The sequence below is a fragment of the Halomonas sp. Bachu 37 genome (assembly GCF_039691755.1).
In the GTDB taxonomy this organism is placed as follows: Bacteria; Pseudomonadota; Gammaproteobacteria; order Pseudomonadales; family Halomonadaceae; genus Vreelandella; species Vreelandella kashgarensis.
In genome coordinates, this window is record NZ_CP137552.1 from 12,247 (window position 1) to 38,162 (window position 25,916).

Genomic DNA, 25,916 nt, shown 5'->3' on the forward strand with positions numbered 1-25,916 from the left:
TCCAGGCTAGCGTGAAATGGAAATCTCATCAGCCCGGTCGGCAAGCGTCTCGAGCACCTGCTGGGGCACTGTCGCTTCGCCCTCATTGGCGAGCTGTTGGGGCTCCAGCCCCTCCCAAAGACGCTCTTGCAGCGCACGTTCCGCATGCAGCTTTTCAGCGAGGGTTTCGGGACCGTGCTTCTCGAGAAGCGTCTGGGTCGAATCTTGCAGCAGTGACACGCCGATCCCGGCCCGTCCCTCTTCCAGGGAGTAGCCCAAGGCTTCGAGAATGGTGGGGAATACATCCATCGTGGTGGCGTTGCGCTGGATGCGCCGGGGTTCCAGGGAGTCGCCGAACATGATCAAGGTATTGTCTCTATCCAGCGACACCAGTTGATCCCAGACAGGAACACGCATGGTGAGATGGTCGCTGGCAACTACCACTACGGTATTTTCCAGCAACCCTTCTTGCCTTAGCCGCTCGATCAAGTCAGTGGCCAGCCAGGCGGAACACTTCACGGAATAGAGGATGTCCACGCCATCGAATTCCCCTAGCGGGTCCACGCAAGCCTGGGCGGGATAGCCGTGTGGTGCATGGCTGGTAATCGATAGGTTGACCACACCCCAGGGGCCATCCATGGTATCAAGGCGGCGAATCTCCTCCAGGGTGAAATCGTAAAGCGAGTCATCGTAGAGACCCCAACTGTTGAGATAGGTGGCGTCTTCCAGGCGAGGTTCAAGCGCTTCACGGCCGAGAACATTACTGAAGCCGTGGCCGCTATAGAAAAGCCCCTTGCCCGCAAATTGGGTACTGGCTCCGCCCAGGAAACTCATTTCATAGCCTTGTTCAGCCAGCAGATCACCCAGGCAGGAGACGCCGGGCACTACCCTGGCAAGGGGTTCGAACTGGCGGTCATGCAGCAGTCCCGCAGGCATCAGGGGCACGCCACACTGGGAAGCGATCATGCCGGCCATGGTCCAGCCGGTATTTTCCACCTGCTGGATGCCTTCGAATACCACGCCCTGTTCTCCCAGCGCCGCAAGGTCGGCATAGGTATCGCCGAAGTGCTCCTGGTTGGTGTAGGTGCGTTCCAGGCTCTCCAGATAGATCAGCAATAGATTGGGGGGTGACGGCTGTTTCTCCAATTGCGGCGGTACATATCGGCGGTCCAGCCAAGCGCCATCATCGGTTACGATGACGGCACTGCGTTGGCCTAGCCCATAGAGCAGCGGGTTGGCCACAAGCAGCACCACGGCCAGGAACCGCTCCAGCAAGCGCCAGCGGGAATCGTGTCTTACCAGCCAGATAAAGGAAGCCAGCAGTGCCAGCATGGCGGCGGTATGAAGCACGGCGGCCACCATGCGGCCTATCCCGCCATGTTCCGCTATTCCCGCTTGCAGATGAAAAAAGATCGCCGCGAGGTCCACGTTACCGAAGCTGGCGGCAAGATAGACATATATTCCCCACAGGATCAGCGGTGCCAGGGACCACGGCCAGACGCGGCGATAGCGACTATCGCTTGCATGACCCCAGCGCAATTTTACACTCACGCCTACCCACAGGAAGGTGACAATAAACGATGACCACCAAGGCAAGCGCGTCAGTATGCTCAAGGCATACCCCAGGCTAGCGCCGAGAATGACCAGAGGCAGCCAAGGGATGAATTTCAGTGACGTAAACGCGGGCATGCCGTATCCCTTTTCAGAACTCGCTAAATGGGTATCTAGCTTATCAAATGTGCTACGGGCCGTTGGATGAATCATTGCCCGACGGTCGTGTTAGCATGAAGCAAAGGCCATAATGAAACCGCATGTGCCGCTTACCTCAAACTGGCAAAGGTGACTTGTGCCCATTTCTGCCGTGCTGATCGTGAAAAACGAAGCGCATCACTTACGTGAATGCCTGGAAACGCTCACCTGGGCTGATGAAATTGCCGTGCTGGATGCGGGTAGCCAGGATGAGACGTGCGAGATTGCCCGTGAGTTCACGGATAACGTCAGTGTCAACGCGGACTGGCAGGGCTTTGGTATCCAGCGTCAGCGGGCCGAGGCGTTGGCTAGCCATGAGTGGATTCTAATGGTGGATGCGGATGAGCGCGTCACGCCTGACTTGCGTGACAGTATCCTCGAGGCCGTTAAGCAGGAGCCTGCCGTTTATAGCGTTAGTCGCCTTTCATGGTGCTTTGGGCGCTTTATCCGGCACTCCGGCTGGTATCCTGATCGTGTCGTGCGCCTCTACCCAAAGGGGCAAGCGGTTTACAACTCGGCACTGGTGCACGAGAAGCTGGACGTACCAGAACACTTGGCGGTTAAGCGGCTCAACGGTGATCTACTTCACTATACTTACCGCGACTTGCGCCACTATCTTGAAAAATCCGCCCACTACGCCCAGGCGTGGGCAGAGCAGCGGGCAGCCCAAGGTAAAACGGCCACGTTATGGCAGGGCTTGAATCACGGGCTGGGCTGTTTCATCCGAATGTACCTGCTGAAAGCCGGCTTCAAGGATGGCAAGCAAGGGTTTCTGCTGGCGCTGCTGTCGGCACATTCGACGTTCAACAAATACGCTGACTTATGGATCCGCACCCATACATTACCCCCTGAGAAACGCTGAAATCTGCTGCGCTGCAGTAGCCAAATCAATTGCCGACATATCCTGCTGATCAGCGGAGTCGGGGGGGCTAAATGCCAGACGTTTCTCGGCGCTATTGCAGGTCTGCCAGCGCAACGGCGTCGCGGAGCGTTTGGCAGGGTAAAAACCTGCCGTGGCGATGTTGAGACACCCCGCGATATGCAGCGGGCCTGTAGAACCGGCAACCAACATATCGACACCCGCTAGCTGAAAGGCAAAATCGGCCACGCTGGGGCTGCTCGGAAGGCGGCTGGCGGTGATCCCGGCACTGGTGAGCTGATTGATCAGCGCTTTTGCGTGGCGCTCCTCGCTGGGGCCTGCGCTAATTAGCCAGTTAACGGGCATCGCATCATTGAGTTGCCGGTTAACCATGGCAATAAGTGTCGTGTATTGCTCAATCGAGAGATTGACAGCCGATCCGCCGCTACCAGGATGCACGACGACTAGACGCCCGTCAGCCACTGCTTGGCTGGACTCGACAATGGCGTTTCGCTGTTGCGTATATTGAGCGTCACTCATTGGCCAGAAGGGTGGCGAGGGCAGCTCAGACAACTTTAGCGAGAGCCGGGAAAGCAGCTCGCAGGCTAAATCCACATTGTATTGATACTCGGGTTTTAACGAGCGAGAGCGGCGTTGTCGTACTCGCACGTTATAAAACACCTGTGCCCACTTGGTGGCAGGTGCCACGCGTAGTGGAATACCGGCCCGCCAGCCTGCCCAGCCAATGCGAGGGGTTGAAAACAGCGTGAGAAGCGCATCGAATCCCGCCGCTTTTATATTATCGATCAGGCCATGCCGGGCCGATTTATCAGCATCACGGCCTGGATCAATGATGACCTCATCCACCCAAGGGCAGATGTTTGCCAGCGGTGCTGTATAGGCGGGTACCAGCACCGTGACATGGGGCGTGGGCAACGCGCTTTTCAGGCATGCCAGCGCTGGCCAGGCCAGCATGAAGTCGCCGATTTTATCATTGCGGACGACGAGTAGTTTATGCGCCATGATTTAGGCCCTGTTAATCGCAGCCTGTATACTACTAGAGATTTATTGATTGTTTAATGGCGAGTGGCTGGGTAGGTGAGGCAATGGCAAACAAAGTGCTGCAAATATGTATGTCGGATGGCAAGGGTGGGATGGAGCTATATGTGGATCGTATCATTGGCGATTTAAAGAAAGAGGGCTGGGAAGTTATAGGAATCTGCCTTGAAAATACCAAGGTGGAAGCCTACATGCAGCAAAATGAAATACCATATAAAACGTTCAAAAGTAATATAAGCGCAATTTTTAATGCTTTGGATATACGTCGTTGGTTAATAGAAGAAGGCGTAAAAGTCGTACACTGTCATAAGTCGAGTGATTTAAGATTAACGGCAGTTTTAAAGTGCTTGACACCAAGTCTAAAAGTTTTTTATACCGATCATGTGGGTGGACGGCGGCCTAAAAAAAGCCCTTATCACCGCTTCGCCTATGGAAAAGTGGATCGTGTCTTATCCATTAGCCAAGCAACTCATCGCCGTAACGTCAGCAATTTGCCGATACCCAGTGAAAACGTTATCTGTTTACCCCATGGAGTCGATATCAACAAGTACCACCCTTGTCATGATCGTGATGCTGTTCGCACCAGGCGAGAAGAGCTGGGTATTCCAGTGGATGCGGTAGTGATCGGGCTACCGGGACGCGTAACGCCGGGTAAAGGGCAGGATATTTGGATTAAAGCCTTGCTAGAACTTGATCCTGCTCTTGATTTTTTTGCGCTATCCATCGGCGGTACCGACTACGCCTCAGGGGGCGTAGAAAGTTTTTACGAGAAATTACAAAATCTTATAGACGGTACTCTGCTGGCGAACAAAATTGCTTTTTTGGGGCACCGCAATGATCTTGCCGAAATATTGCCCCTACTCGATATTGTGTGCATTCCTTCGGAAAATGAGGCCTTTGGCCTGACGATCATTGAATCCATGGCATGCGGCATGCCGATCATCGGTTCCAATACCGGCTCTTTACCTGAGCTAGTCGATGACGCTTCGGGCATATTGGTAGGCCCCCATGCGATCAACGCTTGGAGTTCGGCTATGAAAAAGATGATCCGGGATGATGCCTCACGGCGGTCCATGGGCCATGCCGCTAGGCAGCGCGTCGAGCAGCATTTCAGTAACACGCAGCATGTAAAACGCTTGATTGAGTATTATACCGCTTAAGTAGTCAGAGCACTCTAAGCAGCATGGACCGTAGAATTGCGTGCATTGGCACGGCCTTGTCCAAGACGGCGACCTTGAAAATACGTGCCGTCAGTAAAGCGGATTGCATATGCATAGAAAATCAATTGTTACAGCGGTAAAGGCACCGGCGGGAGATCCGGCTTTTGCTTCCCTATATGCTTCAGAAATCCGTTGGCGTGTATTGAGAGCCAGGCTCCAGGTGGGCGTACGGGATCGCTTCCAGCAGTATCTCGGGATTCCAGTGGAGCAGATGCTGCTCGCACACTGGGAAACGGAGAGGACAGGCAGGGCCGCTATCGAACGCCGCGGGCTGCCGCGACGGGCCGTGGAGCAACGCCTGGGGGAAGCATTGATTCTTCATGTGGACCCCCGGGAGCTGATTCGGATAAATGCCTGGAAGGGGTATCCCCATCGCGAACGGCCTTCATCGTCGGCGTTCATCTGGGATGGAGAGTGGGATCTGCGCCGTGGCGACCTGCGCTATGGCCCACGTTATCGCTTCATCAGTGAACTGGATGTCTTTCGCGATGACCTCCGGCAAACGGCGCGATTCAAGGAGTTGAACGAGAGATTGCAGGCCGGTCGGCCCTGGTCCTCGCACCAGCAGGGGATACTGCTCGATACCGAAGCAAAGATCCTCACCTATTTACGCGCTTACCTGAGCTTTCTCGACAATATGGCGGTCAAGGGATTCGATGCCGGGCTTGGCAAGGATGACCTTGGCGTCGCGGTAACCCGAGAGGGGCGGCTGATCAAGATCAACCGTGGTTTGCATCGCCTGGCCATGGCGCAGCGCCTTGGATTGCCTTCAGTGCCGGTAAGGGTGAAGGCGGTTCATCGAGAGTGGTGGCAGCGAGTCACCCAAGGTGCCCAGGGCACACAAGCGCTTGAGCGTGGCAAAGACGCCTTGCAGAGGTGTGTTCCCGAGACCGAACCGGGAGAGCTGGACCCTGAGGTCATAACAGAAGCGTTCCAATGGCCGGTCCCCCGGGTCTCATGAAGGCCCGCTGTAATGGGGTCGCGAGTCTGGCAGAATAGCTGGCTTTCTCCTTCCCGTGTCCAGGCGGAAACAGTCATGGCCCCACCGTTATCATCGTTCTCTCCCTCCCCGTTTGCGTTACTGCGTGGATACACCTCGATAGCCGTGTTCCTGCTAGGCGCTATCGCCTTGATTGTTCCTTCGGGCTATTCGGTGGGTGCTGCCCTGTTGCTGCTGGGGAGTTTCCTGTTGCCCTTTACCCGTCCTGGCGTGTCCTTCAATCGTCAGGACCTTCTGGTGATCGGTGTCCTGTCAGCCTATGCCCTGACGGGGCTGCTCGAAGCCTGGCTCGATGGGCAGGGGAGCCGTGGTGCTGACAAGCCTCTGCGTTTTCTGTTCGCCATTCCCGTTCTGGCCTTGATATTGGCTTATCCGCCACGACTCGCCTGGATGTGGGCGGGCCTGGCCACCGGCGGCATCGTGGTCGGAAGCTGGGGCGCCTGGCAGAAGCTGGTGATGGGCATCGAGCGGGCCGAGGGCTACACCTATGTCATCCAGTTCGGCAATATCAGTTTGTTGACCGGGGTGCTGTGCCTCGCGGGCATGGGCTGGGCGACGATGCAAAAGCGCCGTAGCCTCTGGATAATGATGCTGGCGCTGGGCGCCGTTGGCGGGGTGCTGGGCTCGCTGTTTTCCGGCAGCCGGGGTGGGTGGATAGGCTTGCCGGTAGTCCTGCTGGTACTGTATCGCGCCTATGGCCGTGAGCTGTCCTATCCGCTTAAACTCAGTGCCTTGGCAGCGGTATTGATGGCGGGGTTACTGGTCTATGCCATACCCCAGATGGGGGTGCAGCAGCGGGTCCATCAGGCGTTCTCCGATGTCGAGCTCTATGTCAGTGGCGAGAATCGGTTCTCATCCGTCGGCGCGCGGTTCGAGATGTGGCGGGGTGCCGCGCAGCTGATTGTCGAGAAACCCGTGTTCGGCTGGGGAGACAATGGCTATCAACGGGGCATGCAGGCCCTGGCCGATAACGGGGTGATTCATCCGGAGGTTACCCAGTTCGGGCACGCGCATAACGAGTTCATCAATACCATGGCCAAGCGTGGCGTGGTGGGGTTGATAGCACTGATCGCCTTGTATCTGGTCCCCATGCGTCTGTTCATGCGCCAACTGCATGCGCCCCATATGGTGCTCCGTTCGGTGGCGGTAGCTGGCACGCTCTTGCCCGTGACCTATATCGATTTCGGCCTTTCTCAAGCCTTCCTCGACCATAACAGCGGCGTGATGATTTACGCTTTCTGGCTGGCGGTGTTATGGGGAAGTTATCGCCGACTGCAAGCGGATGACACGCCGGCGGCATAAGCGATAGGGCACGTATTACCCCCCATACCCCCGCCGGATCGCCGGCATGATCGGATTAGCGGTGAACTTGTTCACGGACCGCGCGAGCCTGTCCAGGTTCGCCTGCTGCCACTTGCCGGGTTGGCGGAGCTGGCAGCGATCCAGGTCGATCAGCCAGACATGCTCCTGTTCGTCCACCAGCAGGTTACGGGCGTTGAGGTCTACATGGTCCAGGTGGGAGGCGTGAAAGCGACGTATGGTGGCCCCGACGCGTTCAAGCAAGGCAGAATCGGCGCGGTCTTCGGTCAATAGGTCGGCCAGGGCGCGAGCCCCGGGAATACGCACGGTGATCAATGCCGCTTCATAGCTGAGCCCATGGCGGGTCACGCTTGCGGCGACAGGACGCGGTACCGGCAGGCCTTGCTCAAAGAGCCAGGCGGTCAGGCGTAGTTCGCGAAAGGCACGGCTGCTTTCGTAGCCCGTCCATAGGTAGCGCGATTGGCTCACTTTCGCCATCAAGCCACCGCGACGATAGGGTCTCAGCACCCACTGTTCATTGCCGGCATCGATAAACACGCTGCTGCCACGCCCCGGGGCTTCTCCCACTACCTTACCCATCCGGTACCAGTATTCCGGCGCGAACCAGCACGGCCCGATTTGGTCTGATCCAGTGGCGTCACATAAACTGGCGGCATCATGTAAAATCAGACTCTTTTCCTGCTGGAGTGTCGCCAAGCGCATGAAGCACCCTCTGCCTGTTAATCCCGAACATATCGCCATACTTCGCCTATCCGCTTTGGGCGATGTATGTAACCTGGTGCCGACGGTGCGCGCTCTGCAGCGCCAGTGGCCCCAAGCGCGTATCACCTGGATCATCGGCAAGGGGGAATACAGTTTACTGACCGGGCTAACCGGGGTCGAGTTCGTGGTCTACGACAAGTCCACGGGGCTTGCGGGCATGCGCGCCTTGTGGCGCCAGCTCGCCGATACTCGCTTCGATGTGCTGCTGCACATGCAACAGGCCATCCGGGCCAGCATCCTGTCGCTGGGACTGAAGGCGAATGTCCGCATCGGTTACGACAAGGCGCGCGCCAAGGACGCCCAGCACTGGTTCACCCAGCGCCAGCTTACCCCGCGCCCGCGTGCGCATGTACTCGAGTCGTTCATGGACTTCGCCCGTCTGCTGGGGGTGGAGGACGACTCGCTGGCCTGGGACATGCCGGTGCCTCAGAGTGCCTATGAAGAAGCCCAGCTGCTCAGTGGAGATGCACCGTATCTGGTGATCAACCCCTGCAGCAACGTGCGTCTGCGCAATTTCCGCAACTGGTCGGCGGAAGGCTACGCCAGCGTGATCGAACATGCCTGGACCCAGCACGGCCTGAAAAGCGTACTGACGGGCGGGGGCAATACTCAGGAGCGGACCATGGGCGAACAGATCCAGCAGCTGTGCCGCCCCGAGAGCGTCATCAATGCCATTGGCGGAACGTCGCTGAAGGGCGTGATGGCACTGATCGACCGCGCCCGCGCTGTCGTGGCTCCGGACACCGGCCCCATTCACATGGCCAACGCCCTGCAGACGCCGGCGCTTGGTCTTTACGCCACCACCAACCCGCAGCGTGCCGCGCCCTACCTGTGGCGGGAATTCGCCGTCAATGCCTATCCCGAGGCGGTGCGGACCTATCTTCACAAATCCGTCGATGACATCAGCTGGGGGCAGCGGGTGCGCCACCCCGATGCCATGAGTCTGATTCGCACGGAACAGGTCATCACTCAGTTGGATGCCCTCCTGGAACACACCACCCACGAACCCTTTGCCGCACGGAGCCCCCAATGAAAGTCGACTTGACCGCCCTCGAGCAGGCCCGCTTGTTGATCGTGGGAGACGTGATGCTGGATCGCTACTGGCATGGCGCCACGTCACGGATTTCTCCCGAGGCGCCCGTGCCGGTGGTGCGGGTTGAAGACGCCGACGATCGACCAGGCGGCGCTGCCAACGTCGCCCTGAATATCGCGGCGCTGGGTGGCCGGGCCGCCCTGGCGGGTGTGGTAGGCGAGGATGACAATGCCCGCTTGCTCGAGCAGCGTCTTGTCGCCAGTGAAGTGAAGACTTACTTTCAGCGTAGCCAAACAGTACCCACAATCACGAAATTGCGCGTGATGAGCCGCAACCAGCAGCTGCTGCGTCTGGATTTCGAGCAGCAGCTGCAGGCGGTGGATACCGATGAGCTGGTCTCCCGAGTGGAAGAGGCGCTTTCGCAGTGCGATGTGGTGATTCTGTCGGATTATGGCAAGGGAACGCTCAACCAGGTGGAGCGCCTGATCAACCTGGCGCGTGCCGCCGGCAAACGGGTGCTGGTCGATCCCAAGGGTGGCGACTTTACCAAGTACCGGGGCGCTAGCGTGATCACCCCCAATTTGATGGAATTCGAAGCCATCGTCGGCCCCTGTGACAGCGAGGCGGAGCTGGCTGAGCGGGGCGAAGCGCTGCGCGCGGATCTCGAGCTTGAAGCGTTACTGATCACGCGCAGCGAGAAGGGCATGACCCTGATCCGAGAAGGTCATGCGCCATTGAATCTGCCGACGCGAGCCCAGGAAGTCTTCGACGTCACCGGCGCGGGGGACACCGTCATCGGCATCCTCGGTGCGGCGTTGGCGTCGGGCCACGCCTACCCCGAAGCGATGCTTCTCGCCAACCTGGCGGCCGGCCTGGTGGTGGCCAAGCCCGGCACCGCCACGCTATCCATCGCCGAGCTTTATACCGCCCTGCACGGCGATAGTCTGGCGGAATTCGGCGTGGTCGAAGCGCCAACCCTGATAGCGGCGGTGCGTGCCGCCCAGCTCCGTGGCGAGCGCGTGGTGATGACCAATGGCTGTTTCGATATCCTCCATGCCGGCCACGTCGCTTATCTGGAGCAGGCCAGCCAGCTGGGCGATCGCTTGATCGTGGCGGTAAACGACGATGCCTCGGTGGCGCGCCTGAAGGGGCCGAAGCGGCCCATCAACCCGCTGAACCGGCGCATGCAGGTGTTGGCGGGACTCGGCGCGGTGGACTGGGTAGTGCCCTTCGGCGAGGATACCCCCCAGACACTGATCGAGGCCGTATTGCCGGACATCCTGGTCAAGGGCGGCGACTATCGTCCCGAGGAGATCGCCGGCGGTGAAGCGGTGCGTAACCACGGTGGCGAGGTCAAGGTGCTAGGGTTCGAGGATGGGGTGTCGACCACCGAGATGATCGCCTCCATCGTGGACCGCGAGCGCTGATGCACTTGCTCGCCTGGCCGCGTCGGCTCTACTCGGTCGCACTGTATGTTCTCTCACCCTTGATCGCCTGGCGCATCTGGCGTGAGCAAGTACCCACTTATTCACGCCTGCAGCGGCTGGGCTATCGGCTTGCGCCCTTGCCCCCGGCGCCGCGCATATGGCTGCACTGCGCCTCGGTGGGGGAAGTCCGCGCGGCCCGCCCGCTGATCGAAGGGCTTCTCTCGCGTTATCCCAGGCACAGCCTGCTATTGACGACCATGACTGCCACCGGTGCCCAGCAGGCCCAGGCGCTGATCGCCGAGCAGGCCGAAGACGACCGGCGCCGGCTCGCCCACCGCTTCTTGCCGCTGGATTTTCCCGCTGCCGCCAAGCGCTTTGTGCGTGGTATTCAGCCTGTGTTTGCCATTCTGTTCGAAACCGAGCTGTGGCCCAATCTGCTGCACGCCTGTCGCCGGCAAGGGGTGCCGGTAGCGGTGGTGAATGGCCGCCTGTCGCCGCGTGCGCTCAAGCGTTACCGTCACTTGCGTCCGCTCATGGAAGGCGCTATGGCGAACATCGATTGGCTTGCGGCGAAATCGATAGCGGACGCCGAGCGCTTCCAGGCACTGGGTGATGTGGCGGCGCGTACCACCGTTGTCGGTTCGCTGAAATTCGAGATGCCAGCACAGGATAAGACATTGCAGGCAGGTGAGCGTTTACTTCAAGAGTGGAGCGAACGGCCGGTCTGGGTGGCGGGTTCCACCCGCGAGGGAGAAGAAGCGCTGCTGCTCGAAGCACATCGCCAGTTGCGAAAGCGTTTCCCTGAGGCGTTGCTGGTACTGGTACCACGCCATCCCCGGCGCTTCGATGAAGTGGCCAAACTTTGCCAGGACCAGGGGTGGATCTTAAGTCGCCGTTCCCGGCAGCAGCCCGTGAGCGACGAAACCGCCGTTTACCTGGGTGATACCCTGGGCGAGTTGGCAACGCTCTATGCGACAGCCAACGTGGCGTTCGTGGGGGGGAGTCTGGTTCCGTTGGGAGGGCATAACGTGCTGGAGCCCGCAGCGTTGGGAAAGCCCGTGTTGAGTGGTCCTTTCATCGATAACTTCGCCGACGTGGTGGAGCCGCTGCAGGCGGCACAGGCCCTGACACTGGTAGAAGACGCCGCAGCCTTGGCCAAGGCGCTCAAGCTGCGTTTCGCCGATCCCGCCCGTTGTCAGCGGGAAGGCGATGCGGGCCGCGAGGTAATCGCTGCACAGCGAGGCGCGCTGGCTCGCACACTGGATGGGTTGGCACGTTTATTACCTGACGGGCAGTAAAAGCCGGGTGGGGCCAGGGCGGGAAATTACGCCGGCCCTGGAGCAGAGAGGGGATGGCTTTTATTTCAGCGCAATGCGGTGCGCTCAACTCCTTCCTTCTTGCCAAGCAGCAGCACATCCGCGCCACGCGCAGCGAACAATCCGTTGGTGACGACGCCGACGATAGCGTTGATTTTGGCTTCCATTGCCTCCGCGTCTTCAATCATGAAGTCGTAGCAGTCGATGATCTGGTTGCCGTTATCGGTGACTACCCCCTCGCGATACACCGGGTCGGCTCCCAGCTTGACCAGCTGGCGTGCGACGTAGGATCGCGCCATGGGTATCACTTCCACGGGCAGTGGGAACCGACCCAGCTGAGCGACATACTTCGACGCATCGGCAATACAGATGAAACGCTCGGCACAGGCGGCCACGATCTTTTCCCGGGTGAGCGCCGCGCCACCGCCCTTTATCATATGCAAGTGAGCGTTAACTTCGTCGGCACCATCGATGTAAAAGGGCACCGTACCGACTTCGTTGAGCTCAAAGACGTCGATACCATGTGTCTTGAGCCGTTCGGCACTCGCCGCGGAACTGGCTACCGCCCCTTTGAAATCGCCACTCAGCCTGGCGAGGTAGTCGATGAAGCGGTTGGCGGTTGAGCCGGTACCTACGCCGATTACCGTGCTGCGTTCCAGATGGGGCTTGATCTCGTCAATCGCAGCCTTGGCCACGGCGTCCTTGAGTTCGTCTTGGGTCATGTAGCGCCTCTGGGTCAACGGAATGTCAGGGAGTCATTATAGTCTTCTGACCAGCGGTTGCCGATGGTCGGACTGGACGCTCGGGGCTTGCTTCTGCTACCAATAGGGGTTTTCCTGCGCCGCTTCGCGGCGCTCGTTGCGTTATTCGCGTCATCTCCTCTTGGAATATCAGAATGCTCGAAGCTACCGTCAAGAAAATCCTCCAGGCACGGGTTTACGAAGCTGCCATTGAAACGCCTATTTCCCCTGCTCCTTTCCTGTCGCGTCGCTTCAACAACCAGATTCTGATCAAGCGTGAGGACCTTCAGCCGGTCTACTCGTTCAAGATCCGCGGCGCCTACAACAAGATGGCGCAGCTTGATGAAGCACAGAAAGCCAAGGGCGTGATTGCGGCTTCGGCAGGCAATCATGCCCAGGGGTTGGCGATGGCCGCCAGGCAAATGGGCGTGAAAGCCACCATCGTCATGCCGCGTATCACGCCGGATATCAAGGTTCAGGCGGTGCGGGCGAGAGGGGCCAAGGTGGTACTCAAGGGCGATGCGTTTGGCGAAGCCGCCGACCACGCTCAGGCCTTGATCCAGGAGCATGGCTATACCTATATCCCCCCATTCGATGATATCGACGTGATTGCGGGCCAAGGGACGATAGCCGTGGAAATCCTGCGCCAGCATAGCGGTGAACTCGATGCGATCTTCGTGCCCGTCGGCGGCGGCGGCTTGATTGCCGGTGTGGCGGCCTACGTCAAGTATCTGCGTCCCGACATCAAGGTCATCGGCGTGGAGGCCGAAGACAGCGCCTGCCTGAAGGCAGCACTGGCGGCGGGGACGCGGGTGGTACTGGATCAGGTGGGCGTGTTTGCCGAAGGGGTGGCAGTGGCGCAGATCGGCGAAGCCCCGTTTGCCATCATTCGCGATCTGGTGGACGAGGTAATTACGATCAATACCGATGAAATGTGCGCAGCGGTGAAGGATATTTTCGAGGACACCCGGGCGGTGGCGGAAACCTCCGGCGCGCTGTCTCTTGCCGGACTCAAGAAGTATATCCAGCAGACCGGGGCGGAAGGCCAGACGCTTCTGTGCATCAATTCGGGGGCCAACACCAACTTCAACCGCTTGCAACATATTGCCGAGCGTACCGAGCTGGGTGAGCAGCGCGAAGCCATTCTGGCGGTCACCATCGCCGAAAAACCCGGCAGTTTCAAGAAGTTCTGCCGTGCGCTGGGCAAACGCATGGTTACCGAATTCAGTTACCGTTACGCCGATAGCAGCGAAGCCCATATCTTTGTCGGGATTCAAGTCAAGCCAGGAGGCGAGGATCGGCTAGCCGTTATCGAGCGATTGCGCGAATCAGGTTACGCCGTGGAAGATTTGACCGACAATGAATTGGCCAAGCTGCACCTTCGTCACCTGAGCGGGGGGCGGCCCAGTGAGCACTTTGCCGAAGAAGTGTATCGCTTCGAGTTTCCTGAACGCCCCGGCGCCCTGATGAACTTTTTGACCCAGCTTCCCCACGACTGGAATATCTCGCTGTTTCATTATCGCAATCACGGGGCGGCCTACGGCCGTGTCCTGGTCGGGATGCAAGTTCCCAACGGCGATCGGGTTCATGTGGAGGAGTGTCTGGACGCGATCGGCTATCGCTACTGGAAAGAGAGTGATAACCCGGCTTACCAATTGTTCATGGCTTGACTTTCGATCAGTTTGGGAGTGAGCGCTTGCTAACGCCATGCGCTAGGCCACACAATGTATAATTCGGATCATGACGCGAGATAAGCGGGACGAGAAATAAGCTTTCCTGCTGTTGTCATGGGACCTGTTATAGCCCTATAGTCGTCAGTGTAATTTAGTAAAGACGTCACGATGTCTTGAGTGGTTTTTTAATGATCGCGGTGTTGCTCAACTGTGGTGGAGAAGGTGGCATGAGGCGCAAAAAGCCTGATTTGATAATGGCGCTACTGATGGTGTTCGCATTGGGGATATTGGCAACAGGATATGCCCAGGCGTTATCGGGGGGTTGACCCGAGCCGGTGTGGTGGTAGTCATTGACGATCAGTTATTGAAAAGGTCAGCTCTCCCGGCTGGCCTTTTTCTGTCTATCGCCGAGCAAGAGACTGATTTCCCAATATTGGCTGGCGTCAGGGGCGAATGATATCGCGATCGCTGACAATGGCTTGAAGAGAGATATCCCATGGTGCCGGTTGTAAGTGGGGCACTTGCTGCAGGCTGTGGGCGACGCCGATCAGGCAAGGACGGGGGCGACGCACGCGGGTGAAGGCCAAGGTCCGGTCATAGAATCCTCCGCCCATCCCCATGCGGTTGCCCTCTGTATCAAAACCGACCAAAGGCACAATCATGGTGTCGAGCGCCCAGGCGGGCAGACGATTGCTGCGTCTGGCGCTGTAGTGGCGGGATGGCTCGAGAATGCCGAAGCGGTTTCTGCGCATCGGTGTGTCGGGCCGATACTCCACCAGCCATAAGTGGTTTTCGGCAAATGGCCGCAGCACGGGAAGATAGACCCTGGCATTGCGCTGTCTCAGCCAAGAAATCAATGGGGTAGGGTCGATTTCCCCCCCGACGGGAAGGTATAGGCTGATGCGCCGGGCGCGGCGAACTTCGGGAAGCTGTTTGAGGCGGCGACAGAGCTGTCGCGAGGCCTCGTGTTGCTGGCTAGCCGTCAGGTTGCGCCGAAGACGGCGTAACTGCGTGCGTAATCGACGTTTTTCTTCGGCATGCGGGTCCTGAGCAGCCTCGGCAGGCGCCGTGGAAACGAGTTCAGGATCATGAAATGGCGTGGAGCTAGCTGTCTTGTCGGTCGTCAAGGTGTTCCCCAGAGTGCCGCTGTCATTCTGGCCCTTGAACCCATTGGTTCAAGGTGGGTGGCCGCAGCCAGGCCTTCAGGCTTTCCGTCGCACGGACATGCACACGGGCCTGGCTAGCATTTGGCCCCCTGGGTAATGCGCATAGGCTCGAGGGACTATAATGACTGGCAAACACCCCAGGGAACCCCTTCATCCTATCAGAGGTGAGCGTATTGCCAAAATCCGCGTCAATTGCGCTGCGTGGTGGCGAGGGCTTTTTCCAGTCGTTCGCTCATGCGGTTCAGGTCGGCTTCACCGGCACGACGTTCATCCAGCGCTTCCAGAAGTTCATGGGCGATGTTGAGAGCCGCCATGATTGCGATTCGCTCGTTGCCCAGCACCTTGCGCTGGGAATGGATGCCTTGCATGGCGCGGTCCAGATAGCGCGCGGCACGTTCCAGCTTGACCTCCTCGCCTGGATCGCAGGCAATCACGTAACCGCGACCCAGCAAGGTAATTTCGGTGGTAGGCCGCTTGGCGTCACTCATGAAAGGCTCCAGCGCGGGCCAGCCGGTGGCCCGATGCGTTAACATCAACAATAGCAATCAGGGTTCACTATAAGAGAGCTGCTTGCAACCGGTCAACGCGGCGGTGCCAACCCTTGCCGCCGTCCGAATGGAGTTTCAGTATGTCATTGATTGATGAGCGACAGGATTTTTCCGATATCGCTGATGTTTTTCTCTTGCATGGCAGCATGCAATCGCCGGCCTTTCTCGATGGACGTCTGTGTGCCTTGCTGGCCCTTCAGGACCTGGACGCGCAAGCATGGCTGGAAAGCGTATGCATGGGGCTGGGGGTCGAACAGCCACGCGACCCGGCCAGTGCCGAGCGCCTGCTGGGGTGGCGGCGCCAGACGCTGGAGGCATTATCGGGCAGCGAGTTGACCTATGAGCCGGTGCTGCCGGATGAGCTTTACTCCTTGGGTGAACAAGCTACCGCACTCAAGGAGTGGGCGTTGGGTTTTCTGGAAGTGGTGGAAGAGGCGGATGACGAGACCCGTTCACGCTGGTCGGAAACGCTCAAGGAAGCCGTCGCCGACCTGCACGAACTGGCTGCAATGGACTCCGATATCGATGACAGCCCGGAAAACGAAAACGACCTGTTCGCCCTTACCGAGCATGCCCGCATGGCGGCCATGCTGCTCTATACCGAGCAGCATCCCGGCCAGCCCCAGGTAGAACAATCCGACGTCTCGCTCCATTAACCCATCGCGACCCTGCCAGGAGAAACCATGCTCGCCGAGATACTTCCTCGCCCCGCGCCTGTAGCGCCTGCCGAATACCGCCAACGCCGCCGTGTCTTGATGGCGCAGTTGCCCCTTGGTGCCGCAGTACTCCTTCCCGGAGCATCCCAGGTCACGCGTTCGCGCGACAGCGAATACGCCTTTCGCCAGGATAGCGATTTTTACTACCTGACCGGGTGCACCGAACCCGATGCCTTGCTGGTGCTTGTACCTGGACGAGACGCCGGGGAGAGCATCCTGTTCTGCCAGGACCGTGATCCGCTGCTGGAAGCGTGGACGGGAAGGCGTCTGGGGGCCGAAGGTGCTCTGAAGGTCCACGAGGTTGATCAGGCGTTTGAAAACAGCGAGCGTTCCTCTCGGCTGAGGGAACTGCTCCAGGGCTGCGAAACATTGTACTTGCCACTGGAGAACGGCGAGGCGATGGCGCTGGCCGAGACGCAGTTCGCTCATGCCCAGGCCAACCGTCGACGCGTCGGAACGGCGGTGCGCGGCTTTGTCGATGTGGCCTCGTTGATCCATGAGCAGCGATTGGTGAAAAGCGAGGCCGAGCTTGCCTTGATGCGCCATGCGGCGGCCATTTCTGCTCGGGCTCACCGGCGCGCCATGCAGGCGGTACGACCGGGCATGCACGAATACCAGTTACAAGCCGAGCTCGAGCACGAGTTCGTCTACCAAGGCGGCAGCGGCCCTGCCTACAGCACGATCGTGGGCAGCGGGGAGAACGCCTGTGTGCTGCACTACATTGAAAACAATTCCCCGCTCCAGAATGGCGATCTGGTGCTGATCGACGCCGGAGCGGAGTTCGAACTCTATGCCGGTGACATCACCCGTACCTTCCCGGTCACTGGCCGTTTCAACGATGCCCAGCGGGCACTATATGAGGTGGTGCTGCGAGCCCAGGAGCAGGCAGTGCAAGCGGTACGTCCCGGCATCTCCCTGGCCGATATCCATGCGGGCGTCGTGCAGGAGCTGACCGCTGGACTGATCGAGCTGGGCTTGTTGGAAGGAGAGCTCGAGGCGCGAATTCAAGACGAGGCATATCGGCGTTTTTACTTGCACTCCACTTCCCATTGGTTGGGATTGGATGTTCACGATGTGGGGACATATCGCCTTGATGCGGATACACCCCGCTTGTTGGCCCCGGGCATGGTGGTCACGGTGGAGCCGGGGCTCTACCTGCCAGACGAAAGCGACATCCCTCAGGAATTTCGTGGGATGGGCATTCGTATCGAAGATGACGTCGTGGTCACCTCGACAGGAAACGAGGTGCTGACGTCGGCCGTGCCCAAGCAGGTGGCGGAAATCGAGGCCTTGATGGCTAAAAAGTAGTCAGATGAAGTTAGTCTCAAAATTTATTATGTAAATTACATTATGAAATAACTCGCTGTTTTGACTCAGGGGTGGCCATGAAAGACGCGGTAACATCGACAGCAGATGCATTGGATATCGCTATCGTTGGCGGGGGGCTGGTGGGGGCAAGCCTGGGGTGCGCCCTGGCTCCCTTGATTCAGCGCTTCGGTTGGCGAGTGGCGGTAGTTGAAGCCGCGGCCATCCCCGCCACACCGCAGCGGGAGTGGCAGCCCAGTTTCGATGCCCGCGCCAGCGCCATTGCCGAAGGCTCGGCGCAACGCTTCCAGCGCATGGGCGTATGGCAGAAAATGGCTGACGAAGCGGCACCGATCAGGCAGATCCATATCAGCGAGCGAGGGCGCTTGGGCGTGACCCGCCTGAGCGCCGCTGAACTCGGCGTGGCGGCCCTGGGGCATGTGATTCCCAATGCCTGGATGGGGCGGGTGCTGCATGAGCGACTGGCCAGCCTGGCGCTGGAGTGGCACTGTCCCGCCCAGGTGGAAAGCATTATCCCGACAGCCGAGGGACACCATTTGCGCCTTTCGGATGGTAGCGAGCTAAGCGCCGCCCTGACGGTGCTGGCCGATGGGGGACGCTCCGGGTTGAAGGAGCAACTGGGAATCGGCAGTCACGACAAGCCTTACGGGCAGACGGCGCTGATTGCCAATGTAGCGGTCAGCCGGCCGCACGATGGCATGGCTTACGAGCGCTTTACCGATGACGGGCCGATTGCCTTGCTACCCTTGCCCGGCCAGGCAATGGGCCTTGTCTGGACCCACCAGGGAGGCAAGGAAAAGGAGCTGATGGCGCTGGGTGAGGGGGCCTTCCTGCAGCAACTGCAACGCGCCTTCGGTGATCGTGCCGGCCGCTTCGTCAAGGTGGGCTCGCGGCACACCTATCCCCTTTCGCTGGTCACGGCGCAGGAGCCGGTTCGGCCCGGCTTGGCCGTACTGGGCAATGCCGCACACGCCTTGCATCCCGTCGCCGGCCAGGGCTTCAACCTGGCCCTGCGTGGAGTGACGGACCTGGTGGAGTCGCTTGAAAGCAGTGCCCGACAATCGCGTGGCTTGGGCTCGATGGCTACCTTGCAGGATTTCGAGCAACGTCGCGCCCGCGACCGTCATAATGTCATCCGCTTCAGTGATGGGCTGGTTAGGCTATTTGCCGTGGAAAATCCGCTTTTGTCCCATGTGCGTGCGGCCGGGCTGGTCGGGTTGAATCTGGCGGGACCCCTGCGTCGGGGATTGGCGCGCCGTGCCATGGGGCTTGAACGATAACGCCATGCATCGAGTCGACAAGGAGTACGCATGACGCAGCGAAATGAGACTTTCGCGCCGGGTACATCGGCCGCGATTGAGGACAAGCACGAGGTGATCGTGGTGGGCGGCGGGATGGTCGGCGCGGCGCTGGTGGCGCTGCTGGGCCGGGCCGGCATGCGGGTGGCATTGATCGAGACAAGACCCGCACCAGTGCGTCTCGACCAGGTAGCCAAGGCGCATCCGGCGCCGCGGGTGAGCGCCTTGACGCCGGTCTCCCAGCGGTTGTTGACGCACCTAGGCGCCTGGCAGTTGATGCAACAGCGGCGAGTCACTCCGTATCGGTTCATGCAGGTATGGGATGGCGAGGGAAGCGGCGAAGTCCGATTTTCCGCCGACCAGGCGGGGATGCCGGTACTCGGTCATATCGTCGAGAACGAACTTACCCAGGCGGCACTGGAGAGTCTTTTGCCGAGCTGTGGCGGTTTTACCGCCTATTACGGCACGCGTGTGACGGCGCTGGAAAAGAGCGTTCATGGCCATCGGCTGCAACTCGCGGATGGTCGCCGGCTGGAGGCGCCTCTGGTGGTGGCGGCGGATGGTGCCCACTCGGCGTTGAGGGAGATGGCGGGCATTACGGTAAGTGCACAGGATACCGGCCAGCATGCCGTGGTAACCACGGTACGCTGCGAGCAGGCCCACGGCGAGGTCGCGAGGCAGGTATTCACGGCGGGATCGCCGCTGGCGTTTCTGCCTCTGACGGTTGCCGGCGACGACCACTACTGTTCGATCGTGTGGTCGGTGTCCGCCGAGCGGGCCGAAGCCTTGTGCGGCATGTCGCGTCAGGCATTGGGCGCTGCGCTGGCCGATGCCTTTGCATTTCGCCTGGGGGCGGTGGAGGTGTGCGACGAGGCATACCGCTACCCGTTGATTCAGCGCCACGCCAGGCACTACGTACAGCCAGGCCTGGCTTTGGTGGGAGATGCGGCACACAGCATCCACCCGCTGGCCGGGCAAGGAGTGAACCTGGGCTTGATGGACGCCGCGGTACTGGCAGAAGAAGTGACCCTGGCCTGGAAGCGCGGAGCGAAGTGGGGCGATAGCCGTATCCTGACCCGTTACGAGCGCCGGCGGCGTGGCGACAACAGCGCCATGCTGGCGCTGATGATGGGCTTCAAGCAGCTATTCGGTGCGCGCCAACCCGGTCTTACCCTGATGCGTAACCTGGGCATGAACGGCGTCAACCTGATGACGCCTCTCAAGCGACTATTGATGCGACAAGCCACCGGTGAGCGCGGCCGTTTGCCCCATAGCTGTCGCTGAGCCCGTGATGAGAGTGCTTCTCAACGCCGTCGCCGATCGACGACGTTGAGGGCCTTGAGCAGGTTGAGCGCTTCGCTGAGTTGATAGTCATCGCGCAGCCGCTGGTTGGTTTCCTGGCGGTCGCGCGGCGCCTGCTGAGCGCTCAAATGGCCTTCCAGGTCGGCTTCGCGCAGTTCGCGGCTTCTTTCCGCCACTTCCAGCCGGCCGCGAACGACTTCAACGTCCGGCTCGATACCCTGGGCCTGGATCGAGCGTCCATTGGGCGTGTAGTAGAGTGCGGTGGTCAGCTTGAGCCCTTCGCCGTTTTCCAGTGGCATGACCTGCTGCACAGAGCCTTTGCCGAAGCTGTCGGTACCCATCACCACACCGCGTCGTTGATCCTGTAGGGCGCCGGCCACGATTTCAGCCGCGGAAGCACTGCCGCTGTTGATCAGAATCACCAACGGCACGTCGGGCGCCTGGGTGGAGGGTGTCGCGGAAAACTCCATCTGGGTGTCGCTCAAGCGTCCTTCGGTGTAGACGATCAAGCCCTCGTCGAGAAAGATATCGGCGACTTCCACGGCGGCTTGGAGGACACCGCCGGGGTTGTTGCGCAAGTCCAGCACCAGGCCTTCCAGAGGAGCCTCCCTGGCCAGGCGCTCGAGGGCTCGGCGCGCCTGCTCCGGGGTGCGCGACTGGAACTGGCTGATGCGCAGGTAGCCATAGCCGGGTTCCAGCAGCTCATGCTTGACGCTTTCGCTGCGAATGATCTCGCGGGTGAGCGTGATTTCGCGCGGCGACTCCTCCCCGCTGCGCAGAATGGTCAGGCGCAACTGGGTGCCCGGTTCTCCGCGCATGAGAGTGACCGCTTCCTGCAGGGAGAGGCTGTCGGTCGGGGTACCTTCGACACTGAGAATGACATCGCGGGATTGCAACCCGGCACGCGAGGCGGGGGTGTCATCGATCGGCGTGATCACCATCAACTGGTTGTTTTCCGTGCCTACTTCGATGCCGATTCCGCCGAATTCGCCCTGGGTCGATTCGCGCAGGCTCTGGTATTCCTCGGCATCCAGATAAGCCGAATGGGGGTCGAGTTCGCTGAGCATGCCGCGCATGGCATTGCGTAACAAGGAGCGATCATCGACTTCCTCGACATAGGCACGTTTGATGCGTTCGAAGACCTCGGCGAAGGTCTGGATATCCTCCAGCGGCAGTGCATCCGCGTCGGACTGGGCGAGCCCGGGGAGCGGGGCGGCCAGCAGAGCAAGCGGAAACAGCGTGGCCAACATGCGTTTGGCGGGGGCTGGTAGGGTTGAGGCAGGTAGCGTCATGCAGACTCCGCGAGGCAATAGGTAGCGCAGCACAGCGTGCTTTGAACCAGGTTAGTTGACTCCAGCTTATCCCGTGAGTGGCTTGCGGGGAAAGCCTGTAAAAAGCGAGGGGCGAGGCAGATGACGTCTAACAGCTATCTTCCGGCGATCCAGCGTTGCGGATTGATCGGCTCGCCGCCCCGGCGGACCTCGAAATATAGCGCGGCATTCGTCTGACCGCCGCTATCTCCGACTCGTCCCAGCTCATCGCCCCGTTCGATAGCCTGACCGGGACGGGCCGAGAATCGTTGCAAGTGGGCATGCAGCGTCATTATCTGGTCGCCGTGGTCGATGATCAGCAGATTGCCGAAACCGCGCATCCAATCCGCGAACACCACGCGGCCGGAATGCACCGCCGTAACCGGCGTACCGGCGGCTGCCTGGATGACGATGCCGTTGGCATGCACCCCGTCACTGCGCCGAAACGCCGCGGTGATATTACCTTGCACCGGCCATGGCAGTTCCCCCTGGGTACGCAGGATTTGCGTGGAAGGCGTGGGCTGGGCAAGTTTGGCCAGCTCGGCCTGGACCTCGCGCAAGGTACGTTCCGCGTGTACCCGATCCTGATTCAGCGATTCGAGCCGTGCCTCCTCGGTGGTGTAGCGCTGATCCAGCTTGGCCAGCAGCTGGCGGCGCTCGTCCATGCGCTTGGCCAGGCGGGCGCCTTCACCTTCGAGCTCGACTGTCACTTCGTCCAGCCGTTGGCGACGCTGGGCAAGCTCCCGCGCGGTTTGCGCAAGCGCATCGTCCAGTTGGGCGATATCGGCCAGCCGCTTGTTGCGCGCCTGGGTCAGCCGGTTGAGATAGGCTTGCATGCGATCCAGCTCGGCAGGATCGTCCTGGTTGAGCAGCAGCTTCAATTGCGGCGTGGGGCCAAGGCGATACAAGGCTTCGAGCTGGGCGGAGAGTGCCGCGTATTGCGCGTGGCGCTCCGCCTCCAGCCGCTGGCGATGAGCCGTTAGGCGGGTGGTTTCGTCTTCGAGCTGACCGCGTTCCGCTTGTAAGGCATCCAGGCGTTGGTGGATCTCCGCCAGGGCGGTTTCCACCTCGCGCAGTTCGCGCCCGGCACTGTCGCGGGCATCGCCGGTATCGGCCAGGCGTTGGGACGCGGCCTGGATTTCTTTGCCGATGGCATCCAACTGGCGCTGCGCGGCGGCTTCGTCAGTGGCGGCGAGGCCAATTGCCGGCCATGCCATTATCGTCATCGGCAGAGCCGCCATTATTAGTAGCACCAACCATGGTACGCGCCACCAGCGACCTCGTGGTGGCCGGGGGAGTCGCTCGCGCATGATACTCACTGCATGTGGATCAGCGATTTCCCACTCATAGCTTCCGGTATGGGTTGTTCCATGATCTCCAGCAGCGTGGGCGCCAGGTCGCAAAGCCGGCCATCTTCAAGGGTGGCATCGCGAGTGCCGACATAAATCAACGGCACCTGGAACGTGGTGTGCGCGGTTTGCGGTGCACCGGTTTCGGGATTCACCATCATTTCGGCATTGCCGTGGTCGGCGGTGACCAGGCAGGCGCCACCCGCACGTTCGATGGCCTCGACGACCCGGCCCACGCAGGTATCGACGGTTTCAATGGCCTTGACGGCAGCGTCGAAGTCGCCGCTATGGCCAACCATGTCACCGTTGGCGTAGTTGCACACGATCAGGTCGAACCCGCCGCCTTCGATGGCTTCAACCAGCTTGTCGGTCACCTCGAACGCACTCATCTCGGGCTTTTCATCGTAGGTGCGCACGTCTTTCGGCGAGGGCAACAGAATACGTGTCTCCCCTTCGAACTCATCTTCACGTCCCCCGGAGAAGAAAAACGTCACATGGGGGTACTTTTCGGTTTCGGCGATGCGTAGCTGGGTGAGCCCGCGTTTTTCCATCACTTCGCCCAGGGTGTCGGTGAGGTCGCTGGGAGGAAAGGCGATCGGGGCGGGAATGTCGGCGGCGTATTGCGTCATCATCACCAACCCCTTGCCGGCCAGGGCCGGGCGAACCTTGCGAGTAAAGCCGGAAAAATCGGATTCGACGAAGGCGCGGGTGAGCTCACGGGCCCGGTCGGCACGAAAATTCATGAAGATGGCGGCATCGCCATCCGCGATCGGTGTCGGCTGCTCATAGGGACGAATACTGGTGGCCGAGACGAACTCGTCGGTTTCATTGCGTTCGTAGGCGTCGCTCAGCGCGGTTTCGGCACTCAGCGCCTGGAAATCCCCTTCGCCTTCGGTCAGCAGGCGATAGGCCTGCTCCACCCGCTCCCAGCGGTTATCGCGATCCATGGCATAGAACCGCCCGATGACGGAGGCGATGTAGCCGTTGTCCGCCCCGACCAGCTCCGCCAGGCGCGCGTTGGCACGTTCAAGGGAGTGGCGAGCGCTTCGGGGCGCGGTATCCCGGCCATCGAGGAAGGCATGAATGAAGATGCGCTGCGCGCCGCGACGCGCGGCGAGCTCGGCCACGGCGATAAAATGATCTTCATGACTGTGAACGCCACCGGGCGACAGCAGCCCCAGCAGATGCACGGCCCCGCCCTTGGCCACGGCAGCGTCGATCGCGCCGACGAGGGCTTCGTTGACGTCCAGGTCGCCGTCTTCTATCGCCTTGGTAATGCGCGTGAAGTCCTGATAGACGATACGGCCGGCACCCAGGTTCATGTGACCGACTTCCGAGTTGCCCATTTGTCCTTCCGGGAGCCCCACATGGCGGCCGTCGGTATGCACCAGCGCGTGGGGACGCTCGGCCCACAAGCGGTCCATGTTGGGCTTGCGCGCAGCGGCCACGGCATTGTTCGCCGAGTCCGGATTATGGCCGTAACCATCGAGAATGATCAGTGCCACGGGGCGTTTGGGAAGGGAAGTATCCATGTAGGCCTCTGAATCGTTGGCAAGCCGCTGCGGGCTATCGGGCGGATCGGGGTCGCGACTGGAGTCGGCTTGGGGCATCATAACGCAGGCAGCCGCCAGTCGTCATGGCACGGGCCTGCTCGACGAGGCCTGTGGCGTGTATACTTGTCGCGTTTTTCTTCTCGGCTCGGCCGTTTTTCCCGCATTGACTAAGAGATTGTGTCCGCGATGATCGATCAGCTGCTCGAATTCGTACAAAATCACCCGCTGCTGGTGGGTGCCTTCCTGGTGGTATTGGCCGCTTGGGTGGCGTATGAGGTCCGCACCGGCGCGGTAAACGCCGTGACTTCCTCCCAGGCCACGCAACTGATCAACCGCGAGGACGCGGTAATCGTCGACATCCGCGAAGCCAAGGAGTTCAAGACCGGCCATATCGCCGGTGCTCGCAACATTCCCCAGAGCAATCTGGATAGCCGAATGAACGAGCTGGACAAGTACAAGACTCACCCCGTCATCATTGTTTGCAAGCACGGGCAGAGCGCGGGAGCCGCCCAGGCCAAGCTGGCCAAGGCCGGCTTCGAGCGTGTCCAAAAACTCAAAGGTGGCATGGCGCAGTGGCAAGCCGACGGGTTGCCCGTCGTCAGGAAGTAGACCGGCGCTTACGCAAACGCTTCATTGCTTTATTTTCTAAAGCTCAACTTCTCGAAACGTAAACTTCAAAGCTTAAAACAAGGAGACTCCCATGGCGGAAGACACCACTCCCAATGCTGGTGCACAAGCTGCAGAAGGCGAAAAGCCGCAACTCAAGTTTTCGCTGCAGCGGATTTACGTCAAGGATATTTCCTTCGAGTCGCCGAATTCGCCGTCGGTGTTCCAGAAGGCCTTCAAGCCCAAGGTCAATCTGGACCTGAACACCTCCAGCCAGCAGGTCGAGGAAAACCTGTATGAAGTAGTGGTCAAGGTGACGGCCCAGGTGACGGACAACGAAAGCGGCGTTACCTCATTCCTGGCGGAAATCGAGCAGGCCGGCCTGTTCCGCATTTCGGGTATCGAAGGCGCGCAACTGGACCAGACGCTGGGTGCTTTCTGTCCCAACCTGCTGTTCCCCTACGCTCGCGAATGCGTGGACAACCTGGTCAATCGCGGTGGTTTCCCCCCGCTGATGCTGGCACCGGTCAATTTCGAAGCCATGTATGCCCAGCGCAAGCAGCGCGAAGCACAGGCTCAGCAGTCCGGGCAGACCCAGTAAGTTA

The 25,916-nt window shown here is 60.1% G+C and carries 23 protein-coding genes and 1 other RNA gene; 14 read left to right on the forward strand and 10 right to left on the reverse strand.

All coding sequences use genetic code 11. The features are described from left to right. Positions 1-6: 6 nt before the first annotated feature. The gene (locus R5M92_RS00050) at positions 7-1,668 is read right to left on the reverse strand and encodes a sulfatase-like hydrolase/transferase (RefSeq protein ID WP_346796978.1); all 1,662 of its coding nucleotides are present in this window, start codon (positions 1,666-1,668) and stop codon (positions 7-9) included. Between the two features lie 157 nt (positions 1,669-1,825). Here R5M92_RS00050 and R5M92_RS00055 point away from each other — a divergent pair, with 157 nt between their 5' ends. Next, positions 1,826-2,590, forward strand: a complete 765-nt coding sequence (locus R5M92_RS00055) for a glycosyltransferase family 2 protein (RefSeq protein ID WP_346796979.1) — start codon at positions 1,826-1,828, stop codon at positions 2,588-2,590. Here R5M92_RS00055 and R5M92_RS00060 read toward each other — a convergent pair. Then, positions 2,570-3,610: a glycosyltransferase family 9 protein gene (locus R5M92_RS00060; protein WP_346796980.1), complete on the reverse strand. Its 1,041-nt coding sequence runs from the start codon at positions 3,608-3,610 to the stop codon at positions 2,570-2,572. The genes R5M92_RS00055 and R5M92_RS00060 overlap by 21 nt on opposite strands. An 83-nt stretch (positions 3,611-3,693) precedes the next feature. Between R5M92_RS00060 and R5M92_RS00065 the strand changes: the two genes are divergently transcribed. The 3 genes from R5M92_RS00065 to R5M92_RS00075 all read left to right on the forward strand — a co-directional run bounded on the left by R5M92_RS00065 (position 3,694) and on the right by R5M92_RS00075 (position 7,168). Next, on the forward strand, positions 3,694-4,806 hold the full coding sequence (locus tag R5M92_RS00065) for a glycosyltransferase family 4 protein (RefSeq protein ID WP_346796981.1): 1,113 nt from the start codon (positions 3,694-3,696) through the stop codon (positions 4,804-4,806). Positions 4,807-5,026: 220 nt separating this feature from the next. Beyond that, the gene (locus R5M92_RS00070) at positions 5,027-5,827 is read left to right on the forward strand and encodes a hypothetical protein (protein WP_346796982.1); all 801 of its coding nucleotides are present in this window, start codon (positions 5,027-5,029) and stop codon (positions 5,825-5,827) included. Positions 5,828-5,902: 75 nt separating this feature from the next. Then, a complete protein-coding gene (locus tag R5M92_RS00075) occupies positions 5,903-7,168 on the forward strand; it encodes an O-antigen ligase family protein (protein WP_346796983.1) in 1,266 nt (421 codons plus the stop codon). Between the two features lie 15 nt (positions 7,169-7,183). Here R5M92_RS00075 and R5M92_RS00080 read toward each other — a convergent pair whose 3' ends face one another. Next, positions 7,184-7,888, reverse strand: a complete 705-nt coding sequence (locus R5M92_RS00080; RefSeq protein ID WP_346796984.1) for a 3-deoxy-D-manno-octulosonic acid kinase — start codon at positions 7,886-7,888, stop codon at positions 7,184-7,186. Between R5M92_RS00080 and R5M92_RS00085 the strand changes: the two genes are divergently transcribed. From R5M92_RS00085 to waaA, 3 genes are read left to right on the forward strand one after another with little or no spacing between them, the layout of a single operon-like run. Beyond that, a complete protein-coding gene (locus R5M92_RS00085; protein WP_346796985.1) occupies positions 7,887-8,981 on the forward strand; it encodes a glycosyltransferase family 9 protein in 1,095 nt (364 codons plus the stop codon). The two genes, R5M92_RS00080 and R5M92_RS00085, sit on opposite strands and share 2 nt — an antisense overlap. Then, positions 8,978-10,408 carry a bifunctional D-glycero-beta-D-manno-heptose-7-phosphate kinase/D-glycero-beta-D-manno-heptose 1-phosphate adenylyltransferase HldE gene (gene hldE, locus R5M92_RS00090; RefSeq protein WP_346796986.1) on the forward strand — a complete coding sequence of 477 codons (1,431 nt, stop codon included), beginning with the start codon at positions 8,978-8,980 and terminating at the stop codon, positions 10,406-10,408. Before R5M92_RS00085 ends, hldE begins: the two co-directional genes overlap by 4 nt. Next, complete coding sequence (waaA, locus tag R5M92_RS00095; protein WP_346796987.1) at positions 10,408-11,706, forward strand: lipid IV(A) 3-deoxy-D-manno-octulosonic acid transferase; 1,299 nt, start codon at positions 10,408-10,410, stop codon at positions 11,704-11,706. The genes hldE and waaA overlap by 1 nt, the downstream gene beginning before the upstream one ends. Before the next feature lie 65 nt (positions 11,707-11,771). Here the strand turns inward: waaA and rpiA are convergent, their stop codons facing one another. Continuing rightward, positions 11,772-12,446, reverse strand: a complete 675-nt coding sequence (gene rpiA / locus R5M92_RS00100; protein ID WP_346796988.1) for a ribose-5-phosphate isomerase RpiA — start codon at positions 12,444-12,446, stop codon at positions 11,772-11,774. 173 nt (positions 12,447-12,619) lie between these two features. Here rpiA and ilvA point away from each other — a divergent pair, with 173 nt between their 5' ends. Further along, a complete protein-coding gene (ilvA, locus tag R5M92_RS00105) occupies positions 12,620-14,134 on the forward strand; it encodes a threonine ammonia-lyase, biosynthetic (RefSeq protein WP_346796989.1) in 1,515 nt (504 codons plus the stop codon). A 446-nt stretch (positions 14,135-14,580) separates the two neighbouring features. Here ilvA and R5M92_RS00110 read toward each other — a convergent pair whose 3' ends face one another. The 3 genes from R5M92_RS00110 to R5M92_RS00120 all read right to left on the reverse strand — a co-directional run bounded on the left by R5M92_RS00110 (position 14,581) and on the right by R5M92_RS00120 (position 15,791). Then, positions 14,581-15,264, reverse strand: a complete 684-nt coding sequence (locus R5M92_RS00110; RefSeq protein ID WP_346796990.1) for a 5-formyltetrahydrofolate cyclo-ligase — start codon at positions 15,262-15,264, stop codon at positions 14,581-14,583. Position 15,265: 1 nt separating this feature from the next. Further along, positions 15,266-15,450, reverse strand: a non-coding RNA gene (gene ssrS, locus R5M92_RS00115) — 6S RNA. Positions 15,451-15,491: 41 nt separating this feature from the next. Beyond that, positions 15,492-15,791 (reverse strand): cell division protein ZapA, encoded by a 300-nt coding sequence (locus R5M92_RS00120; protein WP_346796991.1) that lies wholly within the window; start codon positions 15,789-15,791, stop codon positions 15,492-15,494. A gap of 140 nt (positions 15,792-15,931) precedes the next feature. On the opposite strand from R5M92_RS00120, the gene R5M92_RS00125 reads away from it, so the two are divergent. The 4 genes from R5M92_RS00125 (at position 15,932) to R5M92_RS00140 (ending at position 20,475) form a co-directional block, all read left to right on the forward strand. Beyond that, positions 15,932-16,507 (forward strand): YecA family protein, encoded by a 576-nt coding sequence (locus tag R5M92_RS00125; RefSeq protein ID WP_346796992.1) that lies wholly within the window; start codon positions 15,932-15,934, stop codon positions 16,505-16,507. 27 nt (positions 16,508-16,534) lie between these two features. After that, a complete protein-coding gene (pepP, locus tag R5M92_RS00130; RefSeq protein ID WP_346796993.1) occupies positions 16,535-17,875 on the forward strand; it encodes a Xaa-Pro aminopeptidase in 1,341 nt (446 codons plus the stop codon). A gap of 77 nt (positions 17,876-17,952) precedes the next feature. After that, positions 17,953-19,173 (forward strand): 2-octaprenyl-6-methoxyphenyl hydroxylase, encoded by a 1,221-nt coding sequence (ubiH, locus tag R5M92_RS00135; RefSeq protein WP_346796994.1) that lies wholly within the window; start codon positions 17,953-17,955, stop codon positions 19,171-19,173. A gap of 30 nt (positions 19,174-19,203) precedes the next feature. Next, positions 19,204-20,475: a UbiH/UbiF/VisC/COQ6 family ubiquinone biosynthesis hydroxylase gene (locus R5M92_RS00140; protein WP_346796995.1), complete on the forward strand. Its 1,272-nt coding sequence runs from the start codon at positions 19,204-19,206 to the stop codon at positions 20,473-20,475. 20 nt (positions 20,476-20,495) lie between these two features. Here R5M92_RS00140 and R5M92_RS00145 read toward each other — a convergent pair whose 3' ends face one another. The 3 genes from R5M92_RS00145 to gpmI form a co-directional block, all read right to left on the reverse strand. Beyond that, positions 20,496-21,785, reverse strand: a complete 1,290-nt coding sequence (locus R5M92_RS00145; protein ID WP_346796996.1) for a S41 family peptidase — start codon at positions 21,783-21,785, stop codon at positions 20,496-20,498. A gap of 134 nt (positions 21,786-21,919) precedes the next feature. Continuing rightward, positions 21,920-23,044 (reverse strand): murein hydrolase activator EnvC family protein, encoded by a 1,125-nt coding sequence (locus R5M92_RS00150; RefSeq protein ID WP_346796997.1) that lies wholly within the window; start codon positions 23,042-23,044, stop codon positions 21,920-21,922. A 74-nt stretch (positions 23,045-23,118) separates the two neighbouring features. Continuing rightward, positions 23,119-24,684 carry a 2,3-bisphosphoglycerate-independent phosphoglycerate mutase gene (gene gpmI / locus R5M92_RS00155; protein ID WP_346796998.1) on the reverse strand — a complete coding sequence of 522 codons (1,566 nt, stop codon included), beginning with the start codon at positions 24,682-24,684 and terminating at the stop codon, positions 23,119-23,121. Between the two features lie 207 nt (positions 24,685-24,891). Between gpmI and R5M92_RS00160 the strand changes: the two genes are divergently transcribed. Then, a complete protein-coding gene (locus tag R5M92_RS00160; protein WP_346796999.1) occupies positions 24,892-25,314 on the forward strand; it encodes a rhodanese-like domain-containing protein in 423 nt (140 codons plus the stop codon). Between the two features lie 91 nt (positions 25,315-25,405). Beyond that, positions 25,406-25,912, forward strand: coding sequence for a protein-export chaperone SecB (gene secB, locus R5M92_RS00165; RefSeq protein WP_346797000.1), 507 nt, complete (start codon positions 25,406-25,408; stop codon positions 25,910-25,912). Positions 25,913-25,916: the final 4 nt, after the last annotated feature.